The 23,105-nt window shown below is 36.9% G+C and carries 15 protein-coding genes; 4 read left to right on the top strand and 11 right to left on the bottom strand.

All coding sequences use genetic code 11. The annotated features are described in order from the left end of the window. Positions 1-270: 270 nt before the first annotated feature. On the top strand, positions 271-747 hold the full coding sequence (locus B3C16_RS02205) for a TspO/MBR family protein (RefSeq protein WP_291128344.1): 477 nt from the start codon (positions 271-273) through the stop codon (positions 745-747). Between the two features lie 51 nt (positions 748-798). Here B3C16_RS02205 and B3C16_RS02200 read toward each other — a convergent pair whose 3' ends face one another. The 11 genes from B3C16_RS02200 to B3C16_RS02150 form a co-directional block, all read right to left on the bottom strand. Beyond that, positions 799-3,114: a DUF7619 domain-containing protein gene (locus B3C16_RS02200; protein WP_291128341.1), complete on the bottom strand. Its 2,316-nt coding sequence runs from the start codon at positions 3,112-3,114 to the stop codon at positions 799-801. A 69-nt stretch (positions 3,115-3,183) separates the two neighbouring features. Next, positions 3,184-3,681 (bottom strand): nuclear transport factor 2 family protein, encoded by a 498-nt coding sequence (locus tag B3C16_RS02195; RefSeq protein ID WP_291128338.1) that lies wholly within the window; start codon positions 3,679-3,681, stop codon positions 3,184-3,186. Then, the gene (locus tag B3C16_RS02190; protein WP_291128335.1) at positions 3,678-4,922 is read right to left on the bottom strand and encodes an NAD(P)/FAD-dependent oxidoreductase; all 1,245 of its coding nucleotides are present in this window, start codon (positions 4,920-4,922) and stop codon (positions 3,678-3,680) included. Before B3C16_RS02190 ends, B3C16_RS02195 begins: the two co-directional genes overlap by 4 nt. Beyond that, positions 4,919-5,566, bottom strand: coding sequence for a glycerophosphodiester phosphodiesterase (locus B3C16_RS02185; protein ID WP_291128331.1), 648 nt, complete (start codon positions 5,564-5,566; stop codon positions 4,919-4,921). The genes B3C16_RS02190 and B3C16_RS02185 overlap by 4 nt, the downstream gene beginning before the upstream one ends. 2 nt (positions 5,567-5,568) lie before the next feature. Then, on the bottom strand, positions 5,569-7,230 hold the full coding sequence (locus tag B3C16_RS02180; protein WP_291128328.1) for an alpha-amylase family glycosyl hydrolase: 1,662 nt from the start codon (positions 7,228-7,230) through the stop codon (positions 5,569-5,571). A gap of 3 nt (positions 7,231-7,233) precedes the next feature. After that, the gene (locus B3C16_RS02175; protein WP_291128324.1) at positions 7,234-9,597 is read right to left on the bottom strand and encodes a TIM-barrel domain-containing protein; all 2,364 of its coding nucleotides are present in this window, start codon (positions 9,595-9,597) and stop codon (positions 7,234-7,236) included. A gap of 95 nt (positions 9,598-9,692) precedes the next feature. Continuing rightward, complete coding sequence (locus B3C16_RS02170; protein ID WP_121312600.1) at positions 9,693-11,522, bottom strand: glycoside hydrolase family 13 protein; 1,830 nt, start codon at positions 11,520-11,522, stop codon at positions 9,693-9,695. Positions 11,523-11,581: 59 nt separating this feature from the next. After that, positions 11,582-13,888, bottom strand: a complete 2,307-nt coding sequence (locus tag B3C16_RS02165) for a glycoside hydrolase family 65 protein (protein WP_291128320.1) — start codon at positions 13,886-13,888, stop codon at positions 11,582-11,584. A gap of 34 nt (positions 13,889-13,922) precedes the next feature. Then, a complete protein-coding gene (gene pgmB, locus B3C16_RS02160) occupies positions 13,923-14,576 on the bottom strand; it encodes a beta-phosphoglucomutase (RefSeq protein ID WP_121312602.1) in 654 nt (217 codons plus the stop codon). Continuing rightward, on the bottom strand, positions 14,576-15,925 hold the full coding sequence (locus B3C16_RS02155; RefSeq protein ID WP_291128317.1) for an MFS transporter: 1,350 nt from the start codon (positions 15,923-15,925) through the stop codon (positions 14,576-14,578). Before B3C16_RS02155 ends, pgmB begins: the two co-directional genes overlap by 1 nt. A 187-nt stretch (positions 15,926-16,112) precedes the next feature. Beyond that, positions 16,113-17,132, bottom strand: a complete 1,020-nt coding sequence (locus B3C16_RS02150; protein ID WP_121314980.1) for a LacI family DNA-binding transcriptional regulator — start codon at positions 17,130-17,132, stop codon at positions 16,113-16,115. A 218-nt stretch (positions 17,133-17,350) separates the two neighbouring features. On the opposite strand from B3C16_RS02150, the gene B3C16_RS02145 reads away from it, so the two are divergent. Genes B3C16_RS02145 through B3C16_RS02135 form a run of 3 tightly spaced genes read left to right on the top strand, consistent with a single transcriptional unit; the run spans position 17,351 to position 23,066 of the window. After that, positions 17,351-20,287 (top strand): SusC/RagA family TonB-linked outer membrane protein, encoded by a 2,937-nt coding sequence (locus tag B3C16_RS02145; protein WP_291128312.1) that lies wholly within the window; start codon positions 17,351-17,353, stop codon positions 20,285-20,287. A gap of 10 nt (positions 20,288-20,297) precedes the next feature. After that, entirely contained in the window at positions 20,298-21,920 is a 1,623-nt protein-coding gene (locus B3C16_RS02140) for a RagB/SusD family nutrient uptake outer membrane protein (protein WP_121312605.1), read from the top strand. Between the two features lie 24 nt (positions 21,921-21,944). Further along, positions 21,945-23,066, top strand: a complete 1,122-nt coding sequence (locus B3C16_RS02135; protein ID WP_121312606.1) for a SusE domain-containing protein — start codon at positions 21,945-21,947, stop codon at positions 23,064-23,066. Positions 23,067-23,105 lie beyond the last annotated feature (39 nt).

Here is a 23,105-nt window from a genome sequence, read left to right as displayed (position 1 = left end):
TCCTTTTCGGACAAGAGCTTAAGCGAATTACTGGAAGAAAGCATAGATTTGATTTTAACTTCGTTCAGTTTGACCAAAATTGGTCTTGAGTAAGCAAAGATAATTTTTTCTTTTTTGAATTGACAAATAGACTTAAGGAGTTTTGATTTTAACCGCAAAGGAAACAAAGAGATACGCAAAGTTCACAAAGAGCATAGTGTTCCTAGTCCTTTCCTCTTGTGCTTAGTGGTTAAACTTTAGTATATTTGACTAAAATTAAAACTTATCGCCATGCAAAAGATTTTAAGAATAGTCCTCGTTGTAGCAACATGTTTGGTTATTGGTTACTTATCCGGAGTAGTTACTCGTGAAAGTATTACGACTTGGTATCCGACATTGATTAAGCCTGTTTTTAATCCGCCGAATTGGATTTTTGCCCCGGTTTGGACAGTACTTTACATCATGATTGGTGTTGCCGGTGGTATGATTTGGAACCGAATAGAGACTGATGAAGAAAATGTCAAAAAGGCATTTAAGTTTTTTATGTACCAATTAGGGTTGAATGCGCTTTGGTCTTATTTGTTCTTCGGATTGCACAATCCGCTATTGGCTTTGATTGAAATTATTTTGCTTTGGTTAGTGATATTTGAAACGTATACTCAGTTTAAGAAAATTGATAAAGTCGCCGGTATGTTGTTTGTTCCGTATTTGGCTTGGGTCAGTTTTGCCACTGTGCTCAATGCGAGTATTTGGTGGTTGAATAGATAAAAAAATCCCGTCTCAATAAAAGGCGGGATTTTTATTTCTATGAATATTCGATTATTGAATTACTAATTTCTTGACGGTTTTAAAATTGTTTTCGGTGTTGATTTCTACTAAGTAAACTCCTTTTGATAAATCGGATAAATCAATTGTTGTTTGATTATCAGATAAAGAAGAAATTGTTTTTATTTTTTTGCCAATAATGTCGTAGAAGACAATTTCTTTGAGGTTTTCGGCTACATTGGATAGATTTACGGTAACCAGTTCGCTTGCCGGATTAGGATACAAAATAATATTATTAGCTTCAAAAGTCGGAATACCCAAACTTTCTACAAATTCTGTATCGAATCTATTGGTCACAATTGCCGGATTGTAATCAAAGAAAATGGAAGCCGTATTCGGAATAATATCACCAATGGCATAACCTGCTTTGGGTTTGATTCTGAAATAAACATAGCCATGACCATCATTGATGTTAATACTGCTTGGCGGTAAATTGATGTCGAAGAAATGCCAAGTCAATTGATTGCCTTCACGTCTTGTGTTTACTGTATGGCTGGCGTTAAGCATTTCAAAAGTGTTTTCGTCTAAATCGGCATGAAGTACATCTTCCACTCTGATAAACTCTGCGTTGGCCGTTCCGGTATTTTCAAAACGAATGGTGTAATACAGATAATCATTGGCAGTAAAATGGTCAAAAACTATTTTGCCCCCGCGAGATTCGGCTTTGTCATTTGGGTCATAAGAACCCACAACCGTTAGGGTAAAAGAGGAAGAATTGTTAGCGAGGTTGGCATCACCATCAACTTGAATTGAAGCGCTATTGGTTAATAAATCTCCTAAATTGACAGTTGGTATCGTTGGAACTTGTAGCGTTACAGTAATATAACGAATTTCATTATAGGCTAAATTGGTAAAGTCATAAGTAAATCCGGTACTTGATGCTGTTGTTCCTGTTTGCGAAATTGAAACTATGGTTACATTTGGGTCTTTGGTAAATGTCAAAGTACCATTTGAAATTGTTCCAAAACTATTGTTTGTATAGCTTACTACAACATCATATGTAAATCCCGGTCTAGGTTGGTTTTGTGGATAAACATAACAAACGGCGTCAATATAAGATTGGTTGGTAGTAATTGGAAAATACAAGTAATTTGCGCCACTTCCGTCGGGTAGTGTTACATTTGTATAAGAGGCATTGGACACATAATAATTGGTCAATTCGCTATTCACAGCGAAATTAATATCATACGAGTTCAGAGGGTTATTTTCATAGATATAATAAGAACCATTATTCGAACTTCCATAAAGATTATTACCTGAATCATTGATTTGATACACAAAATTACCTTGATTAAAATTGAACTCTCCGGTGTCTTTGATGCCATTGTTATTACTGTCTAAGAAAGCGTTTAATATTAAAGCTTCAGCACAGTTTCCACTATTGACACAATCTAACATACAAATGGTTAAAGGTTCAGACCAAGGACTGTTTACTCCAATGTCACAAACTTTTCTAACATATACCGAATAACAGGCATCCGGTAATAGTCCTGTGAAAATATAGGAATTTAAAGGAGCTTGTACGACTATTGAGTTGTCTTCTGTTGGTGGAGGAGCGCCATAAGGAACAATTGAAATTCGGTTGAAAATGTAACCTATAAAGCCACCCGAATTACTCCAATTTAAAGTAAATGAAGTAGGAGTGATGTTGGTTGCCATTAAATTACTTGGCGCCGGACAGGCTTCTCCGCAGTTGTATGTATTCAATGTTAATGTTGTAACTGAAAAACAGGCATTTTGAGTATTTTCAACTCTGGCATATAGTATTTGTATTCCGGGACTAATTAAGGGGATATATCCGCCATCAAGTATAGCGTTAGAACCAGTTTCAGCATCAGCTATTGTTTCATAAAAGGTTATGGTAACACTTGGATCGCCATTAATTATTTGTGGTATGGCATCATTCAAATTATATATAGGCAACTCATTGGTGTCGCAAAACTGTAATATTGCCGAATTGACAGTAGGTCTGGGTAAAACCCTAATATCAACCGTAGCCACATTGACATCATTGGTTGAATTGTTTACTATTCTAATGCCCAACGTTTGGATAGCGGGTTGGATATTACTATAATTGTTTGCATTGATAATCGGATTTGTATTATTCAGAGCGTTAGCATAGGAAGGATAATAAGTAATGGTGTAATTACTTTCAACAACAGCAGCTAAAATTTGTGATGTTAATTGGGTTAAATCAAAAACAGCATATTGATCATTGTTATCATCACATTGAGAAATCGTTGGATATGAAGGTAGAAATTGTGCATTAGCCGTAACAGCAAACAACAATAGAAGTAGTAGTTTTTTCATCCGTTAGTAATTTTGAAACCCAAATTTAACTGATTTTGAGCAAACTACTATATAAACATAAGAAATTTTTTAATGTAAACTAATCACTTTAGCAATTCTCCATTGGTCATTCACTTTTTTCCAAAAAATGGTAAACCGACTGATCTTTTTTGGCTCATTCGGTGGATTGGTTTTGTTGCTAAAGGAATGCAAACCAATTTCAATCGCGCCATAATCTTTAATCGGATAAACCTCAATACTGCCTTTTACCAATGTTCTGGTTACTTTACCGCAGATATTTTTTTTGGTGCCTTCCAAGATATCTTTTTTTGAATTGGATAAGCCGCCTTGGTCATGGTAAAATTCTATATCATCAGCATAGAAATCGGCGTAAGTTTCAAATTTTGTATCACAATTATTGTAAGCGTCAAAAAACGCACTGTCAAGTTTCACAATAGCTTTATACAATTCGGGATTATCCGGTTGGTAATTTTTCGTCAATTGAAAATTATTTGATTTTGGTGTACTGCAACTTTCTAGGAAAAGTATAGCTATAAATAGTACTGAAATAGTGATTGTTTTTTTCATGATGAAGTAATTGAATTCGCTGCCAAAAATCCGCTTGTCCAAGCATTTTGAAAGTTAAAGCCGCCCGTAATTGCATCGATATTGACAATTTCGCCTGCAAAAAATAAATTTTCGTGTAACTTGCTTTCCATTGTCTTAAAATTGATTTCTCTTAAATCAATGCCGCCCGCAGTGACAAATTCTTCCTTAAAAGTACTTTTGCCATTCACTTGAAATTGCCCGTTGGTGAGTTGGTTCGCCAAATTTGTCAATTGTATTTTAGTCAAATCAGCCCATTTCGTCTGCTTCGCCTGTTCGCTATCGTTCGGGTCTGAATCAATTCCTGAAGCCAAAACCAAACTTTCCCAAAGTCGGTTAGGAAAATCAAAAGGAGATTTTTTACCCACAACTTTCTTTGCATGTTCTTGTTTGAGTTCTTTTAAAGTTTCTATAACTTCATCAAAAGTAACGTCGTTGAGCCAATTGACTTCTAAAACGAATTGGTAATTTTTATCGGCTAAAATTCTGGCGCCCCAAGCCGAAAGTCTCAAAATTCCCGGTCCGGACATTCCCCAATGGGTAATCAACAATGGTCCGGAAGCTTCTAATTTACTGCCTTTGACTTTCACATTGGCAAAAGCCGAAACACCCATTAAATCTTTGATTCGAGCATCTTTGATGTTAAAAGTAAAGAGCGAAGGAACTGGTGGAATAATCGTATGATTCATACTTTCCAACAGTTCCCAAATTTTAGGATTGCTACCGGTAGTCATGACTAATTTATAACAAGAATAAGTTTCGTGATGGGTTTCTACTTTCCAGTAATTGTCGCCTTTAAAAAGTGATTGTACACTTTGACCGGTAAGCACATCGATTTTTAATTTCTGGGTCAAGCCCAAAAAACAGTCGATGATAGTTTGAGAGGAATCCGATGTTGGGAACATTCTGCCGTCGTCTTCAATTTTCAATTCAACACCATGTTTTTTGAACCATTCAATGGTATCACCGGAACAAAATTGGTGAAACGGACCGCGCAATTCTTTTTCCCCACGCGGATAAAATTTGACCAAATCATTCGGCACAAAACAGGCATGCGTCACATTACATCGTCCGCCACCGGAAATACGCACTTTTTCCAAAACCGTTTTGCCACGTTCTAAAATGGCAACTTTTAGCTTCGGATTGTTTTCAACGATATTGATAGCTGTAAAAAAACCAGCTGCACCACCGCCAACAATTATAATGTCATAGTTTGAGTTCATAGTCTTTCCGGAAAATCTGTAATAATACCGTCAACGTTTAACGATTTGACAAAGGTAATAGCTGTAGGCTCATTTATCGTCCATGGAAAAACCTTAAAGTGCTTTTCTTTTATTTTTTGAATGTTTTCAGCGGTTATCAAATGATAATAAGGATGAATCGAATAGGCTTTAATAAATTTGGCGAAAGCCAGCGCTAAGTCAAAATCGGTTTCTGTTAAAACCCCAATGCGTATATCCTCATCGTGAAAACGCACTTCCTGCAATGCATTCCAATCGAAACTCGAAATAAGAATTTTGTTCTTGTCGAAAATGTTTTTGTCAATCAAATCTAAAACGCTTTGGGTTGCCGAAAACACTTTGATTTCAACATTAATTTCGCATTGATTGTGCACCAATTCAAATACGTCTCGTAATGTTGGAATCCCTAATTTTCGCAATTCTTTGGCACTATAATCGGTAACCAAACCAACGCTAGAAGTTGTTCGGTCAACAGTTGTGTCGTGAATAACCATTGGCACTTTGTCTATGCTCAATTGTATGTCTAGCTCAATCATGTCAACACCTAAATCGATGGCTTTTTGGAAAGAATCCAAAGTGTTTTCATCAGCATGACCTTTCGCACCGCGATGACCTATTTTGAGCATGGTTATAGTTTTTCGAGTAAAACTATCGTAAAATTAGTATCTAAATTTACTTTTCCGTTTTCTACTATAACAGATAAATTAGAATAGGCATCTCTGATTTTAGTGCCATTGGCAAAAATAGTTCCGACTGAGATTTCTTTCGGGCCTTTTGGTAAATCCAAGCCAACCACTACTTGGTCATTAAAATTAGCTTTGCTGTAACTTCTGCTGAACACATACGGTGATTGTGAAATCATTTGGTGAACTCCTGCGCCAACCGCAGGATGGTTATTTCTGAATGTTCCCAAAAGTTTGTAATGCATCAACAATTGGTTTTTGATTCTGTCAAATGATAAATCATCCCAATTCATAAATGAACGCAAAGTAGCATCGCCTTGTGCGCCTTCGATTTCGAGTGAACGAGCAATTTCGTCACCATAATACACTTGCGAAATTCCGGGAGTCAATAATAATTTGGTGCCGGCTTCGAATATTTTTTCGCGTTTTTTGTCAAAAGGATAACCATCGTCATGCGAGGTAACATAGTTCATGACTGTATTGCCTTTTAGGTCGTTTTGCAAGAGGTTAGAATATTTGGAAAACAAATCTTCATAGTTCATTTTGGCCTCATTTCTAAAGTCGAAATTGATTAATCCGGTGAAACCGTTGGCATAGTAATCGACTTTTTTATCGCCGAAATCGAATTGTTTTTTGGCACCGATATTATAACCGTAAACTTCTCCAATAGTAAAGAAATTGTTATTGTCTAACACTTTTTCAGGATGCTGCTTCTTGAAATCGGCAAAAGCTTGGTCGCAGACTTTCTTGAAATCGGCCCAAACATCTTCTGAAGTATGCTTTACCGTATCAACTCGATAGGCGTCAATGCCATAATCGGTAATGTAATCCGAAAGCCATTTCATGATGTAATACTTCGGTGCACGCGGATAACCGGTTTTTTTGAAAAATGCATCCAATTCGGCTACTTCTTGTTCGTAACGGCCTTCTTTTTTCCATTTTTCAACTAGCATTGGCGGTAAAGCTACGTTGGCATTGCTTTCGGTTAGTACATCCGGAAGGTTTTCTACCAACGTACAATTGATGTAAGTGTCGTATGATTTATAGGTGCATTTCGGCGACGTTCTAACCCAATCACTCGGATACGCAGGATCCAATTCGGTTACAGGACCGGTGTGATTGATTACCGCGTCCAACATGATGCGAATGCCTTTCGCGTGTGCTTTTTCGACTAGTTCTTTTAAATCTTCTTTGGTGCCAAAACTCGGATCAACCGCCGTCCAATCTTTGGTCCAATAGCCATGAAATCCATACGTATTTCCGGTGCCTTCATCTACTGAACCATGAATTTGCTCCACGACCGGCGTCATCCAAATGGCGTTGATTCCCAAATTGGTAAAATAACCTTCGTCGAGTTTTTGAATTACGCCACGAATATCGCCGCCTTCAAAGCCACGCAAAACGCCGGTGGGTTTGTTACGGTTGATGATTTTGTCATTTTCCGGATTGCCGTTTTGGAATCTATCAATCAATAGGAAATAGACATTGGCACTTTCCCAAATGAAAGGTGTTTGAGCTTGAGTTTGTTGTTTCGTAGCCGCTTCTTTGGTACAATTGCAACCAAACAATAGGAGTGAAGCCGAAAGGGTAAGCAGTATATTTTTCATAATTTAATATTCTATTTTAATTTCAGAAGCAGTTCCTTTTTTCCATTCTACCGGAATTAATAAAGGTTCGTTAAAGGTTTTAAACAACATTTCATTACCATTTACAAAAATGCGTTTGGCTTTGATGTTGTGAATTAACACCGAAACCGTTTTATCAGATAACGAATAGTTTTTACCAACAGTTGACGTTAGTTTTAGAACCAATTCCTTGCCATTATTATTGCTATTGAAATTTAATATTTCGTATTGTCCTTTTTCAAAAGCTTGAGGCGTTTCACCGTTGTCGTTGTATAATTTACCGTAAGAAGTTTTCACGGTTTCGTCAAAATAAAAATGCAAATTGAAGTTGGCTAATGAATATTTTGTAGTATTCTGAATCGTTTCAATCATAGGCACAAAACTACCGCCACGAACGAAAGTTGGAATAGTTGTTTCTTCTACTTTTACCGATTCTGTTGCGCCGGCATTGTATTTTTTACCGGTATAAAAATCAAACCAATTGTTGCTTTTTGGAAAATAAACTTCCGTCGAAGTTACACCTGATTTTGTGATTGGTTTTACTAAAAATGCATTGCCCCAAAAATAACTTTCCTTTTCGTTGAGCAGTTTTTCATTCGTTGGTTCTTCAAAGAATAACGGTCGCATTAATGGCGTTCCTTTTTGGTTATTTTCAAATGCCAAAGTGTAATTATAAGGCAGTAGTTGGTAACGAAGTTCAACCGATTTTTTGGCTTTGGCTTTGGTGATAATATCTTTTCTGGAGACTTCTGAAGCGACTTCTTCCTGCGCGTGCGGACGGAAAATGGGGTTAAAAACGCCGTATTGTAACCAACGTAAATACAATTCGTTGTCGAAATAATCTCCGGCAAATCCGCCTAAATCCGAATGCATATATGCCATGCCTTGCATTCCCATTTGCATCGCGATTTCCATTTGTGATTGCAATCCGCCCCAACTTCTCGAAACATCACCGCTCCAAGGCATCATCCCAAAACGTTGTGAACCCGAATAACCGGCGCGCATTAGGATAAATGGTCTTTGGTTTGGGAAATCTCTTTGGTAACCATCTGCGATTAATTTGGCCCAATGGTGACCATAGATATTGTGCACTTCGTCGGCTTTTCCGGCTGCTGTCATTGCTTTGGAAGGAAAGACTTCAGGTTCACCCAAATCGCCCCACATGCCGCCAACACCTTGTTTGATTAAGCGTTTGTAAACATTCCAAAACCAATCTTTGCCTTCGGGTTTGAAAACATCGACTACGCTGGTGTTGCCAAAATAGAAATCCCAAGTGGCGGGTTTTCCTGATTTATCGGTGACCAATATTTTTTTATCGACTGCTTCTTGCCATTTTGATGAGGTTGTTAAGATAAATGGTTCTGTAATTAGAATGGTTTTGACACCTTTGGCATTCAAATCGGCTATCATTTTCTCCGGATTCGGGAATTGGTCTTTGTCCCAATCAAGATTACCCATCGTGCCTTGAACGGTTTTGCCAAACCAATATAAATCGAGGATAATCGCATCTACAGGAATTCCGTCTGAATTGAATCTATTAATTGTTTTTTCTACTTCCTCTTGCGTATGATACCCAAATCGGCTCGAGAAATTTCCGAAGGTCCAGCGTGCCGGCATGGGTTGTTTTCCGGTCAAATCAGTATAATTGGCTACCAAATCTTCCCAAGTATCGCCTACAATTATTTGATAAGTTTTTCTTCCCGAAATGGTTTCGTATTCTAAAGTATTGTTCTTTTTATTGTCTAAATCCAAATAGCCAATCGCAGCGTTGTCAAAATGCACCGCGTATAATTTAGAAGATAAAACAAGCGGAATACAAAAGTTCATCAATTCGGCTTTGGTTTCATAACCATAATGCGCTCTGTTATACAATTGCAAACGATTACCACGGCGATTCATGCCTAGGGCACGCGCACCACCGCCAAATAAAACTTCTGAATTGTCAAGATTGAATTGTAGAATTTCGGTGCTGTCTTTTTTAATGTAGCCGTTTTTCTCGGACAACAAGACTTTTCCTTTGTTGGAATAAGTAATTCTGAAAGGCGATTTGTTAATCACCATCGTAATGTCTTTTGTAGAAAGCAAAACTGAATTGTCTGTTTTGGAAACAGTTGCTTTCACTTTTTCGGGAGTTTTGATTACCGCATGCGAATTGGCATTGAAAATTTCCCCATTCGGGACAAAAGAAGTTTCAATAATTTTATCAGAATAAGGTTTTATGCGATAAGTTCCGTCACTGGTTTTTACTTCCAATAGGTTGTTTTTCCAGCTGTGGGAAAGGTATTTTCTATTCGCATTTTGAGCAAATGAAAATGTGGTAATTAATAATAAGAGTAATAGCTTTCTCATTTTGTTTAATTAATCTCGCAGAGGCACAAAGGCACAAGGCATTTTTTATTTATTTTGCGTCTCTGCTCCCGAAGGTACGGGATTGCGAGACTTATTTATTTTAATTCTAAGACTAAAACCGATTTTCCTTCAATAGTCATATCTTTTTTCAAATCGAAAGAAGCATCGCTTAACACGTCTTTTCCGGATTTATAATGGTTTAAATTCTCTTGAAACCTGTTGGTTTTGAAAGTTTGTTTTTCGGGGCTATTATTTACCAAAACCATCACGCTTTCTTTTTCGTTGTGACGGAAATAAACATAAACGTTGTTTTCCGGGATGTAATGTGTTGTTTTTCCGAAATGAATCACTTCTTTATTTTTTCTCCAGTTGAATATTTTGGCGGTGAAATCATAGAATTTGTTTTGTTCTTCAGTTCTTCCGGCTTTGGTGAAAGCATTATTGGTATCGCCATTCCATCCGCCGGGAAAATCATGACGAATGTCGCCATCGCCTTTGCCTTTGTCACCGGCCATCGCAATTTCGGAGCCGTAATACAATTGCGGAATTCCTCTAACAGTGGCCAATATGGTCATTGCCATTTGGTATTTTTTGAAATCGTTTTTATAAGCTTGATTGATACGATTGGTATCGTGATTTTCAGCAAAAATTAGGATGTTGTTTATGTTGGGATACAAAAAGTCATTGGCTAAATTATCATATACTCTAATCATTCCTTTGTCCCATTCGCCTTTGTCTTCGTTGAACACTTTTTCCAAAGCATTGTATAAAGTGAAATCCATTACACTTGGCAAATAGGAATTATAGCTTTGAATGGCGCCAATTTTACTATCTTTTTGCCAAAAAGCCATTTGGGCTTGGTCTTGCATCCAAACTTCTCCTACGATATTGAAATGCGGATATTCGTCGGTAATGGCTTTGGTCCATTTGGCAATGCCCACTTTGTCATTGTAGGAATAAGTGTCTACACGGAAACCGTCTAAATCAGCATATTCAATCCACCAAATGGCGTTTTGAATCAGGTAATTTAAGACCAAAGGATTCGACTGATTCAAATCGGGCATCGATTTTACAAACCAACCATCCATGCAGTATTTCGCATCGCGTTCAGAAGCATTGGTGTCAAATTGCGTAGTCATTCTGTAATTAGAATTCGTAAATTCGGGGAATTGGTGAACCCAATCGCGTGTTGGTAAATCTTTGTACATCCAATGTTGCCAACCCCAATGATTGGTCACGTAATCCATAATGTTTTTCATGCCGCGTTTGTGTAATTCGGCACTCATTCGAACATACTCTTCATTGGTTCCGAAACGCGCATCGATTTTATAAACGTCGGATTGACCGTAAGTGTGGTACGAACCTCTTTCGTCGTTGTCTTCGCAAAGTGGCGTTGGCCAAACGGCTGTCACACCAAGCGATTGGATATAATCTAAGTTTTTGATGATGCCTTCGATATCGCCGCCGTGTCTTCCGTTGTCTTTTGAACGGTCCATTTTTTCAGTTAGCAAAGCGTTGTTGTCGTTGTTTGGATTGCCGTTAGCAAACCTGTCCGGCATTAAAAGATACATCACATCGGAACTGTCGTAGCTTTCGCGGAAGCGGGAATTTTCTCTTCTTGCTTTAAGCGAATAATTTTGGGTAAATGTTTTTTTGCCATTTTTAAACGTAAAGACAAAATCCTGAGCCGGAATATTTTTCGTTTCAATAGTTACAAAAACATAATTCGGGTTTTCTGTTTTTTGAATGCCTTTGATGATGATGCCGTTGGAAACGGTGACTTCGTTTTGAGCAATATTTTTACCGTAGAACATAATTTGCACCTCGGAAAGCGTCATGTCATTCCACCAAAACGGCGGTTCAACTTTGTCAATTTGGGCGAAAGCTGAAACAGAAATCAAGAGAGAGAAGAGTAGTTTTTTCATAGGTTTATAAATAAAAAACCCTTTCAGAATTGCGTCCGAAAGGGTTTTAGTTGATTTAATTATACAGTCACCAAACTATTCGGTTCCACCAAAATGGCTGTGCCGTTTACGAAAACCGAAATCGCTTTTTCGCCTTCTAGGGTAAAGTTGGTTTCGTTTTGATGAACAGAAACTTTTAAAATTTGGTGTCTGAAATTGATTTTGAATGAATAGCCATTCCATTCTTTTGGAATTCTTGGTTCGAAATGCAAGGTGTCATTTTTGATACGCATGCCGCCAAAACCTTCCACGATACTCATCCAAGTTCCGGCCATTGATGTGATGTGTAAACCTTCTTCGACTTCTTTATTGTAATCATCCAAATCCAAACGCGACGTTCTTAAATAGAAAGTATACGCTTGTTCCATTCGGCCTAAATTAGCGGCTTGAATCGAGTGAACGCAAGGTGATAATGAACTTTCGTGAACGGTGTAAGGTTCATAAAAGTCGAAATGTTTCTCTAGTTGTTCTTTGGTGAAATGATCTTCAAAGAAGTAGAAACCTTGTAAAGTATCGGCTTGTTTGATATAAGGCGAACGCAAGATTCTGTCCCAAGACCATTTTTGGTTGATTGGTCGTTGTGATTTGTCTAAATCGTGCACTTTGACCAATTCTTTGTCTAAGAAACCGTCTTGTTGTAAATAGACGTCGTGCTCTTCAGAATAAGGGAAATACATATGGTCAGCCACTTTTTTCCAATGTTGGATTTCGGTAGCTTCTAATTTTACTTTACTCATGATTCGAGCAAAATCAGCAGCGTATTCTTGTTTTACTTTTTCGATTTGCTCGATGGTATAATCGATACACCATTTGGCAATATAATTCGTGTAAAAGTTGTTGTTTACATTGTTTTCGTACTCATTCGGACCGGTTACGCCTAAAATTACATACTGATTTCTATACGTTGAAAAAGTAGCTCTTTGGTGCCAAAAACGAGCAATACCAATTAAGACTTCCAAACCTTTTTCAGGAATATAACTGTAATCTCCGGTGAATCGGTAATAGTTAAAAATGGCAAAAGCAATCGCTCCGTTTCGGTGAATTTCTTCGAAAGTGATTTCCCATTCGTTATGGCATTCTTCACCATTCATAGTTACCATTGGGTATAATGCAGCGCCATTTTTGAAACCCAATTTCTCGGCATTTTCAATGGCTTTGCCCAATTGGTTATAACGATAAGCCAATAGGTTTCTCGCAACTTGTTGGTCTTTAGTAGCCATGTAAAACGGAATACAATAGGCTTCCGTATCCCAATAAGTCGAACCGCCATATTTTTCTCCGGTGAATCCTTTTGGACCAATATTCAAACGAGAATCTTTGCCTAAATAGGTTTGGTTCAATTGGAAAATATTGAAACGAATACCTTGTTGGGCTTTTACATCGCCTTCAATAGTGATGTCGCTCATTTCCCAGATTTTTGCCCAAGAATCGACTTGGTTTTGTAATAAAGTATCGTAGCCTAAAGCCAATGCTTTTTCGATTACCTTTTGTGCAGCCGGAATTAATTCGGCAGAAGAATGGTTCATCGAAACAGTGTAACCGCCTAACTTTTGAAAGGCTATAGTATCACCTTTTGAAACCAATTGCTCATAAGTGAAGACCACTTTGTCTGAAGTGGTGTCTACGAATGTTGGTTCGGCGTTTTGATTTTCGTTATTGATGAAAATGCTATTGTGCATATACGTTGCTACTTCAAAATGTGTTTTGAAAGTTCGCGCTACGACAAAAGCTTCGTTGTTTTTATGTTGGGTTTCCAATGGTTCCCAAAACTTCTCTTCCCAGTTGGCGTCTTCGTTGTGTACGCCGGCATCCAAATAAGGTTTGAAAACGATAGTCGCCTCATTATTTTTTGGAGTGATTTCGTATTTGATTACGCCCAATTCGTCTATATCCAAAGACAAAAATCTTCTAACATTGACGTCGATTTCGATTCCGTTGTTCAAAGTGGCCGAAAAAGAACGATTGTACCAACCTTCTTTCATGTTCAGTTCGCGTTTGAAGTTGGTGATTTTGCAAGCCGCAATGTCAAGCGTTTCGCCATTGATTTCGACTAGAATTCCAATCCAACTTGGTGCGTTTAACACTTTAGCGAAGTATTCCGGATAGCCGTTTTTCCACCAACCCACTTTGGTTTTGTCCGGATAATAAATACCCGCGATGTAACTTCCTTGGAAAGTATTTCCTGAATAGAATTCTTCAAAATTGGCTCGTTGACCCATGGCACCGTTTCCGATACTGAATAAACTTTCCGAGGATTTTACTCTTTCTAAATCAAATCCTTCTTCAATAATCGACCAGTTATCTGGTTTGATATAATCTTGGTTCATTGTAATTTTTTTATTGTCCTTTTATCATTCAATTTTAGTCTAGGAGTGCTTCTATAAAAGAAAGGTCCATAAACGTAAAATCTTTAAAATTGTATTTTGCTTCATGCAATATCTCTTCTTCTCCAATGCCGACACTTATCATATTGGCAATATTGGCGGCTTGTATTCCGGCAACACTGTCTTCAAAAACAATACAGTTTTTGTTGTTTGCTTTTACCAATTTGGCTGCTCTTAGAAAAACCTCCGGATCGGGTTTGGCATTGGCTACATCATTACCATCAACGATTGCGTCAAAAAAGTGTAAGATTCCTGTTTTTTCTAAAATAGGTCGGGCGTTTTTACTCGCCGAACCTAAAGCAATCAGTTGTTTTTTTTCTTTAATAAATTGAAGAACGTTGATTACACCCGGTAGTAATTCGCTTTCGTCCATATCGACCAGATAAGATAAATACTCTTCATTTTTTTGGATTAACCATTTGTTTTTGTCTTCTTGTGATGCTTGAACATTGCCCAGCGCTAAAATAATCTCAAGAGAACGAACGCGGCTAACGCCTTTTAATTCTTCGTTGTGTTCTGGGGTAAATTCGATTCCTAACTCTTGAGCTAATTTTTGCCACGCCAAAAAATGGTATTTGGCTGTGTCTACGATTACTCCGTCAAGGTCGAAAATGAATGCTTTTTTACTCATTAATTAATGTCTTTACTGTCTTTAACTTTTAGGGCTAAAAATGCGGCAATGATGAAACTTACGCCACTCATTACTAAAGCATAAATAGCATGGTCGCCATATACATATTTCACCAGCGGACCACCAATTAAAGCGTTAATGATTTGCGGGATTACGATGAAGAAATTGAATATTCCCATGTAAACTCCCATTTTTTTCGGGTGGATTGAACCTGCCAGAATTGCATAAGGCATCGCTAAAATACTTGCCCAGGCAAACCCGACTAATATCATGGAAAATATCAATGATTCTTTATTGGGCATAAAATACATAGAGATCAGTCCGATTCCACCTAATACAAGGGAAAGAGCATGCGTTTTTCTTCTTCCGATTTGTTTTGCAATATAAGGAAGTAAGAATGCTACGATAGCAGATACGAAATTGTAAACTCCAAAGATGATTCCAACCCAATCTCCTGCAGATTGAAATTCAGGACTTTTGGTGTCTTCTACAGATAGTCCATAAATGTGTTGAGCAATGGCCGGTGTAGTAAAAACCCACATTCCGAAGAGACCAAACCAAGAGAAGAATTGAACCCAACTCAATTGGCGCATGGTTTCGGGCATTTTGGCAAAGTCTGTAAAAATATCAGAGAGTTTAGATTCTTTGGTTTCTCCCATAGCTTCTTCATGCTCTTTCTCATCGCGAAATTGCGCTAATTCTTCAGGCGAATACTCTTTGGTAGTAAAAATGGTTACCAAAATAGTAGCAATCAAAATGGCGGCTCCTATGATGAAAGAATAAATCAAATTATTTGGAATAGCGGAAGTTTCAGTAGGTAAATTGCTTACACCAAACCATTCGTTTAAAACATAGGGAAGCCACGAACCTACTACAGCACCAATTCCAATTAAAGCGGTTTGAACACTAAAGCCTAAAGTGTGTTGGTCGGCTCTTAAATTGTCACCAACTAAGGCTCTAAAAGGTTCCATAGCAATGTTGAACGAAGCGTCCATAATCATCAGCATTCCGGCACCAACCCATAAAGCGGGCATAAAGGCAATAAATATTTCTGCTTGTGGCATTAATATCAAACCGATTGAAGCCAACAAAGCTCCTGCTAAAAAGTATGGTTTTCTTCTGCCAAACCTTCCCCAAGTATTATCGCTGTAATGGCCTATTATGGGCTGAACAATTAATCCCATTAAGGGTGCAATAATCCAAAACCATGATAACTCATGGACATCAGCACCAAAAATTTGAAGAATTCTACTGGCATTAGCATTTTGAAGGGCAAAACCCATCTGGATTCCTAAGAAACCGAAACTCATGTTCCAAATTTCCCAGAAACTTAATTTACGCTTTTCCATTATCGTAATTTGTTGATTTTTAAAACGATAAGCGCCTTGCTTATCAAAACTTTAATCTATTTTCGAAGTAAAGTACAAGCTTTGATAATTATCGTAAAGATAACAAAGAATTTATATTGAGACTATTCTCCTAAAAAAAAATGGCATCAACTGGTTACGAAAACGTTTTTTGTTGATAAAAACCTTTTTATTTCGTGGATTCTCTTTCTACCAATTCGGTTTCGATCACTTCAGTTCTGTATTGTTCTTCGTCTTCTTCTTCGGCTTCTAGTCTTTCAATCAGCATTTTAGCGGCTTTGCCTCCCATTTTCACGCCGTTTTGACTTACGGTGGTAATACTTGGAGAAGAATATTTAGAGATAATACCGTCTGTGAAACCGATAATTGAAATGTCTTCCGGGACTTTCTTGCCAAGTTTGTTGGCTTCTTTTATAGCGGTTACGGCGAATAATTCGTTTACGGCAAAAACAGCATCGATTTCATTGTTCGCTAAGAGATTAGCTATACTGTCTTCGAAGTTTTCAGTGTCTTCGATTTTCAAAATTAGATTGTCATCTACTTTGATGTCATTATTTTTTAGGGCTTTGGTGTAACCTTCGGTTCTGAGTTTTCCGACGCTCACATAATCAACCGTTGAAATCAGAGCAATTTTTTTAAAGCCTTTATCAATTAAATGTTGGGTAGCATTAAAAGCTGCAAGATTGTCATCAATGATTACTTTGTCGCAAAGAATTTCATTGGTTACGCGATCAAACATAACGACCGGCATTCCTTGATTAATGACTTCGACGATGTGGTGAAAATCTTTCTTTTGTTGGGTTTCTTTGGAAAGCGACATGATAAAGCCATCGATACTTCCGTTAGCCAACATTTCCATGTTAATTACTTCTTTGTCAAAAGATTCGTCGGAAAGACAGACCAAAACATTGTAGCCATTCTCGTTGGCTACATTTTCTACGCCGCTGATTACTGTGGCAAAAAAATGATGGATAATTTCAGGAATAATAATACAAATGGTCTTTGTTTTTTTGTTCTTTAAACTTAAGGCGATATTGTTGGGTTTGTAATTGTATAATTTGGCAAATGCCTGCACTTTTTGTCTGGTATCTTCGCTTATTTCCAAGCTGTTTCTCAAGGATTTTGAAACGGTTGAAATGGAGACATCAAGCTCTCTGGCAATTTGTTTAAGCGTTACTTTTCTTTTCATGTGATAAATAATGATTTCTGAATAAAGATATAAGTTATTTTTTATTCTTTCAATTTTAGCCTTAAAATAATACAATAACAGAAAAGTTTTCAACACGAAAACGTTTTCGGTATAGATTTAACAAGTGTTAATTTCAAAAATTGATTTTTTTACATAAATTTAACATTCGAAGTAAAAGTATAAGCACAAAATTAAATTTTTTAACCTAAACAAAACGTATGAAAACAATTTACAAAAAGTTGTTATTTTTATTCCTGTTACTGCCTTTTGGCGCTCTTGCACAGAGCTCTTTAAGTGGAGTTGTTCTTGATAGTAAATCAAACCAACCCTTGCCAGGTGTAAATGTAATTGTTCAAGGTGCAAACAGCAGCACCACAACAGATTTTGACGGAAAATTCCAGTTAGGAGGCCTAAAAAACGGAGACAAAGTTGTCTTTTCGTTTATAGGATATGACTCTAAAACGGTTACTTTTTCAGGTCAGAATACGGTAAACATTAGCTTAGAGGAAAGTGCTAACCAACTGCAAGAAGTTGTAGTTCAGGTTGGTTATGGAACTGTTAAGAAAAAAGACGCCACTGGTTCAGTAACTACTGTAGGCGCAAAAGACTTTAACAAAGGCTCCAATGTAACCGCAGAAAATTTACTTAACGGTAGAGTGGCGGGTTTAACAGTCAACACGAGTGGGGCTCCGGGTTCTGGTTCTGAAATAAGAATTAGAGGGGGTTCTTCTTTGTTTGCTTCTAATGACCCGTTAATTGTAATTGATGGCTTGCCAATTGAAAATAATGCGGATAACAACAGAGGTACAACTTCGGTTCTGGCAGCTTTAAATCCGAATGACATAGAGAGTTTTACAGTGCTAAAAGATGCATCTGCTACTGCTATTTACGGTTCTAGAGCTTCAAATGGAGTTATTATCATTACCACTAAAAGAGGAGGAAAAAAATTAGCGGTTGACTATAATTTTCAATATGGTTCCGGAAGATTAGTAGATAAAATCAGTGTTTTTAACGGTGATGCTTATCGTGACTTAATTACGGATTTAAGACCAGGAGATGTTTCAATGTTGGGAACTGCGAATACTGATTGGCAGGATAAAATCTACAGAAGAACTGATTATGTTGACAATAACATTTCTATTAAAGGGAATTTATTTAACATAATACCAGCACGTTTGTCTTTTGGGAATACCTATCAAGAAGGTTTGAGATTGACAAATACTTTCAATAGAAATACAGTTTCGACTGCATTGAATCCTTCTTTTTTTAACGATCATTTAAAAATTAGATTGAATGCTACTTATACTAATGAGAAAAACAGATTTGCCGATGGTGTTGAAGGTTCTGCCTTAAGGTTTAACCCTACGCAACCAGTTTATGACCCTGCTTCGCCTTTTGGAGGGTTTTTTGAGTATTACAATCCAGATGGTACTTTACAGTTAGGAACAAGAAATCCAGTTGCTCAATTGTTACAAACCGATGACAGAGGTGTAAATAACCGAGTTTTTGGTAACTTTGAGATTGATTACAAATTCCACTTTTTCCCAGCATTGAGAGCGGTTATCAACCTTGGATTTGATGAGGCAAATGGTGAAAGAACAAAATTAATGGGAGCTGATGCCGCCTCCGGACCAAGTAATAATAACTTACCTTATGGTAAAAATGAATACGAAGAGAGTATTGCTAGAAATAAATTATTTGATGCTTACTTAGTATACACCAAGACTTTTGGCAAAATAGACTTTGAAGCACAAGCTGGTTACTCTTATCAGATTCGTCAAAACCAAATTCAATCAACAGGGAATATTTTAGACCCTAACTTACCTTCAAATTTTCCTGAAACTACAATCTTTACAGATAATGTGTTGCTCGGATATTTTGGTAGAACCAAGTTAGCGATTAACGATACCTACTTATTTACATTTACTGTTAGAAGAGATGGTTCTTCGAGATTTCCATCAAATGAAAAGTATGGAACTTTTCCATCGGCAGCTTTTGCATGGAAATTAAAAAATCTAGCATTTAAAGACTCAAAGGTCATTTCTGATTTAAAATTAAGATTAGGGTATGGTATAACAGGTCAACAAGAGTTTGGTGGGTTTAATGAAAGAAATTTCTATTTACAACAGTATACTACAGGAAGTGGATCTAGTCAATATATTTTTGGAACTTCACCAACTCCTATCGCAATTTCGAATCCATACAATCCTGCTTTGAAATGGGAGCAAACAACTACCTATAACGTTGGTTTTGATTATGGTTTGTTTAATGATAGAATAACAGGAGCATTAGATTTATTTTATAAAGTATCAGATGATTTGATTGTAAATGCAGCTTTTGCTGATGGCGGTAACTTCTCAAATGCCGGATTTCAAAATATTGGTAGTTTCTCTACAAAAGGTATCGAGTTTTCTTTAGATGCACAGGTTATAAAAAATGATAATTTCAACTGGAATGTTAACTTCAATACAACAGCTTTCAAAAGAAGAATTGATGAGTTAGCATATGGTGCCGATATTTTCACAGGAGATACCGGAGCCGGAACAGGAGGAACTGCTCAAATTTTAAGAGAAGGATATACACCTTATTCATTTTATGTTTACAAGCAATTGTATGATGCTTCGGGGTCTCCAATTGAAGGTGCCTATGCAGATTTGAATGGAGATGGAATCATCAATGGAGATGATAGATATATTTATAAAAACGCAGATCCTAAAGTAACTTTTGGTTTTGCTTCAACTATGAATTATAAAAATTTCGATTTTTCATTCAATGCCAGAGCAAGCTATGGTGCTAGAATATACAACGCAGTTAATGCAGGTAGAGCCCAATACAATTCTTTGATTAATGGTGTTCTTGAAAATGTTCCAACTTCAGTTTTAAACACAGGATTTACTACTACAGCAGATGTGGTTTTGTCAGACATCTATGTTGAAAACGGGTCTTTTATCAGATTAGATAATGTAACTTTAGGGTATACTTTCCCTAAATGGATTGAAGGAAAAGCTTCTTTGAGATTGTTCACCGGTGTTCAAAATGCGCTTTTGATTACCGACTATTCAGGATTAGATCCTGAAATAACTAATAATGGAAGAGATAATACTATTTATCCTAGACAAAGATCTTTCTTATTTGGTGCAAATATTAAATTTTAAAAAAAAAACTATGAAAAAATTAAAAATTAATGCGTATTATTTATTAGGTTTTTTCTTTGTACTTAATTCATGTACAGATGATCTAAATGTAGTGCCTACAGATGATGATGTATTTTTATCAGAACAGTTTTTCGCACAACCGGGAGCATACAAGTCCGGATTGGCGGGAGTTTATGGTAATTTGGCATTAACGGGCGCTGGCGATGCGGGTTCTTCTTTTCTTCAAGGAATTGATGCAGGAACCAGTCAGTTTACAAGATGTTTGTGGTATTTACAGAATTTAACCACAGATGAAGTTATTTGGAGTTATGAAAATGACCCTGGTACTAGAGAATTACAAAGAAATATTTGGAATGAAAGCAATCCTCTTATTTTAGGAATGTTTAGTAGAACAATGGCTGAAGTTGCTTTGGCAAATGAATATTTGCGTCAAACAACTCCGGCTAAGCTAAGCGGAAGAGGCGTTACCGATGCTACTTTGCTAAGCGACATTGAGGATTATAGAAATGAAGTTAGAGTTTTAAGAGCTTATGCTTATTATAACTTGATGGATTTGTATGGTAAAGCGCCATTTTTGACAGAGGCAGACCCTATAAATACAGTTGGTCCCGAATATGATAGGGCTGAATTATTTGCTTTTATTGAGAGTGAGTTAACTGAAGTTTTGCCAAATTTGAAAGCTCCTAGAACAAATGAAGGCGGGAGACTAGACCAAGGTTTTGCTAGAATGGTTCTGGCTAAAATTTATTTAAATGCGGAAGTATATATTGGCGCTAACCGCTATGCTGACTGCTTAACTCAATGTACACAAATCATTAGCGGAGGATATGCTTTAAAACCAAATTATCTAGACAATTTTAAAGCAGATAATAATACCTCAGAGGAAATGATTTTTACTATTCAGTCTGATGGTCAAGTAACTCAAAGTTACGGAGCAACAACAGTTATGGTTAATGGTCAAATAGGCTCTTTAGAAGCTAATGGAACTTCATTTGGTGTTGGTTCTGGTGGATGGGGTGGTGCCTTACGCTTAAGAAAGCAATTTGTTCAAAAATTTGATGGAGTAGCTTATGATTTTGATGCGAGAAAAACAATTTCAGGTGGCGGTCCTAGAGCGCTAGATATTGCTGATATCGCCGACAAAAATCAAGGGTACATTTTATCCAAGTTTTCTAATATCAGTTCGACAGGTATTCCTGGTGGAAATTCAACTTTTGTAAATACAGATTTTCCTCTGTTCAGATTGGCTGATGTTTATTTGATGTATGCAGAAGCACAAATGAGAAGAGACGGCGCTACAAATGGTAGTACTACTACTAATGTGAGTTCCGAGTCATTAGTGTATTTAAATTCTTTAAGAGAAAGAGCTAATGATGGAAATTTTGCGAATGTAGCAAGTAGTGATGTAACTTTGGATTTTATCATCGATGAAAGAGCCAGAGAATTGCATTGGGAAGGTCACAGAAGACAAGATTTAATTCGATTTGGAAAATATACAGGCGGAAGCTATAACTGGGCATGGAAAGGTAATGGCGTTAATGGAATTTCAATTTCAAATAACTTAAAATTATTCCCAATACCAGCTCAATCTTTAGCCTCAAACCCTAATTTAACACAGAACCCAGGTTATTAATCAAAAATTTTAAAAGTATAAAAGATGAAAAACAAATATAAAATAGTATTAGCAGTAATTGCATTTATGGGGATTACCTCATGTACAGATGATGATAATTTAAAATTTTCAGAACCTGAAGGGTCATTTTCAATCGTAACACCATTATCAGGAGAATCTATAGTTTTGAATGAAGCAACGCCGACCAATCCGGGTATAGCACTTACGTGGTCTCCTATGGATTACACAACACCTACTGAGGTTACTTATACTGTTCAATTAGCTCCAAATGGTTCTGATTTTTCTAATGCTCAAGATCTAGCTTCAACGACTAGTACTTTTGCAACCATTCAGTCAGATGTTTTGAATTTAGCTGTTTTAACTGCTGGAGGGACTCCTTTTGTGCAAAGTCCGGTAGATATTAGAATCAAAGCGACAACCGGAACAACGGGAACTCAAGAAGTTTATTCTTCTACAATTACCTATTTAGTTACGGCTTATGGTTGTTTAGGACAATATGCTGTAGGAGCCGGAATCCCTTCTGCGGGATGGAATTGGGATTCTCCACTAAGCTTAATTTGTGATGATAATGTTTTAACAGCGACCACAAATTTTGCCAATGATGCTTTCAGAATTTTCACTGTAAGTGGAGATTGGAATACAGGGAGAAACTATCCTTACTACATTACAGAAGGATATACCATTAGCTCTAATTTCGAAAATGCCGGAGATGGTGATAGTAATTTCAGATTCATAGGAACTCCGGGTACTTATCGTTTTAAAATAGATGCTAACACAAAAAAAATAACAGCTTTTCAAGGTACAACAGCTGCTAGTTCTAACTGGTTAGTTGGTGCTGCTACTCCTGGAGGATGGTCATGGGCCGGTAACAATGAAACAGAATTCGGTTTGATTTCTGACGGTGTTTATGAAGCAAAAATTGTTATGACCAGCGGTGAAGCATTCAGAATATTTTTAGGAAATAATGGAGGAGATAGCTGGGACTTAGGAAGCAGAAATTATCCTTATTACCAATCAAATGGTTATACAATCGATTCTGAATTAGTAAATGCGGCTGATGGAGATAGTAATATTAGATATACTGGACCAACAGCACTTAGAACATTTAAAATAAACACTATTACCAAAGTAATTACGGTAGATTAAGTAAACAACATTAACAATTTAATAATGGACTGAGAAATA

Source organism: Flavobacterium sp. UBA7682 (genome assembly GCF_002482945.1).
Classification (GTDB): domain Bacteria; phylum Bacteroidota; class Bacteroidia; order Flavobacteriales; family Flavobacteriaceae; genus Flavobacterium.
This window is presented reverse-complemented; position numbering and strand designations above follow the sequence as displayed.